Source organism: Deinococcus sp. (assembly GCF_018260405.1).
In the GTDB taxonomy this organism is placed as follows: domain Bacteria; phylum Deinococcota; class Deinococci; order Deinococcales; family Deinococcaceae; genus Deinococcus.
Window position 1 is genome coordinate 1 of record NZ_JAGLBG010000208.1, and the last position, 1469, is coordinate 1469.

Genomic DNA, 1469 nt, shown 5'->3' on the forward strand with positions numbered 1-1469 from the left:
TCCGGTAATCAGGGCGTGTTTTCCGGCCAGTAGGTCGGGGCGAAAGGTGGTGTCGGCTTGGTGCGGTTGTGACATATGAGACCTCCGGAGGATTGTGATGGTGAACTTTGTGCCTATACTACGCGGCTGAGTGCTGGAAATGTCCCTGCAAGGCCCAGCCCCGGCGGTCAGGGGGGCTGCTCCCACGACAGACGAGAGAAGAAAATAACGTGTTCACAGCAAAGGGTATGCCCTGGCGTCGCGGGTTGTCTGCCGGTCACGACTGCCCTGTTGTATCTGGGAAGCTGTCAGTTGGGCGCAATCGATGTGCTGCCATATGACCTGGACACGGTAGGAGTCGGGCTCATCTGCCTGGGTTTTGATGCCAGTGGCGACGTGCAATACGCGCAGGAATCTATCGGCTGGGTGAAGACCGAACACACCGCCGATTAGGACGGGAAGCACCGCTTAGGGCCGGAAAAATAGGAATGAGCCGTTCAGGGGGGTGGGCCACGGCGACAACCCTGCTGGAAGCCACGGCCTATCTGCTTTTTGCCCTCAAAGAAGTTATTTCTTCAGAGCGTTTTGAAGCGCTTCAAGGCTCATGTGGTGGGCGTTCCAGGTCACGGCCTCGGCCAGACTTTCGGCGTGCGGCAGACTGCTGTTCAGAATGCGCTTGGTGCCCTCGAGCGCCTTGGGTGGCAGCGCGGCGAGTTGCTGGGCCAGTGCTTCGGCCCGGTCAAACAGGGCCCGGGGCATATCCAGCACTTCGGTGACCAGACCCCAGCGTTCGGCGGTGGCCGCGTCGATGGCGTCTCCGGTCAGGGCCAGCTGGGCCGTGCGCCCGCGCCCGATCAGGTGGGGAAGGCGCTGTAAGCCGCCCAGGTCGGCTGTGATCCCCAGTTTGACCTCTGGCAGACTGAACCGGGCGTCGGCGCTGCATAGCCGGATATCCGCCGTGCTGATCAGTTCCAGCCCCGCGCCGATGCACCAGCCGTGTACGGCAGCGATCACTGGCATGGGGAGGCGTGAGAGCCCTTCGGTCACGGCGTGCATCTGATCCACAACCGTCTTGAATGCTGCCGGGTCGCCAAGTGCGGGCGCGATCTGCGCGGCGTTACTGCCGATGTCCAGACCTGCGCTAAAGATTTTCTCCCCGCGTAGGACAACCACTCTGGCGGCTGAGATTTCCCTAAGTGCCTCAGGAAACTCCTGCCAGAAGGTGCTGTTCATCGCCCCCATCTTGGACACCAGGGTCAAAGTCGCTACGCCGCCTTGCTGGGTTACCGCCACTGTCTGATAAATCATAGGGCCAGTGTAATCCCGCCGGTTTCCCAGAGAACGTTCATGGAAATTGGCTTCTTTTCGGGTAAGCGCCAGATTTTCTTTCAACTCAATAAAGGTTTGATGTAACTAAGTAGCTCCCGGGTGTAGACTACATTATCAGACGACTCGACCCTGCCCTTACATCAGAAGACGCCGCAACGCTT

The 1469-nt window shown here is 59.8% G+C and carries 2 protein-coding genes; one reads left to right on the plus strand and one right to left on the minus strand.

The window, feature by feature from the left end; translation table 11 throughout:
* The first annotated feature begins 306 nt into the window (after positions 1–306).
* Positions 307–432: a hypothetical protein gene (locus QZ269_RS13075; protein ID WP_291427133.1), complete on the plus strand. Its 126-nt coding sequence runs from the start codon at positions 307–309 to the stop codon at positions 430–432.
* A 114-nt stretch (positions 433–546) separates the two neighbouring features.
* Here QZ269_RS13075 and QZ269_RS13080 read toward each other — a convergent pair whose 3' ends face one another.
* Positions 547–1287, minus strand: coding sequence for an enoyl-CoA hydratase-related protein (locus tag QZ269_RS13080; RefSeq protein WP_291427134.1), 741 nt, complete (start codon positions 1285–1287; stop codon positions 547–549).
* Between the last annotated feature and the right edge of the window lie 182 nt (positions 1288–1469).

What these genes read in the sequence shown, in the direction of transcription:
- QZ269_RS13080 (WP_291427134.1), bottom strand. Translation starts at nt 1,287, where the DNA reads ATGATTTATCAGACAGTGGCGGTAACCCAGCAAGGCGGCGTAGCGACT.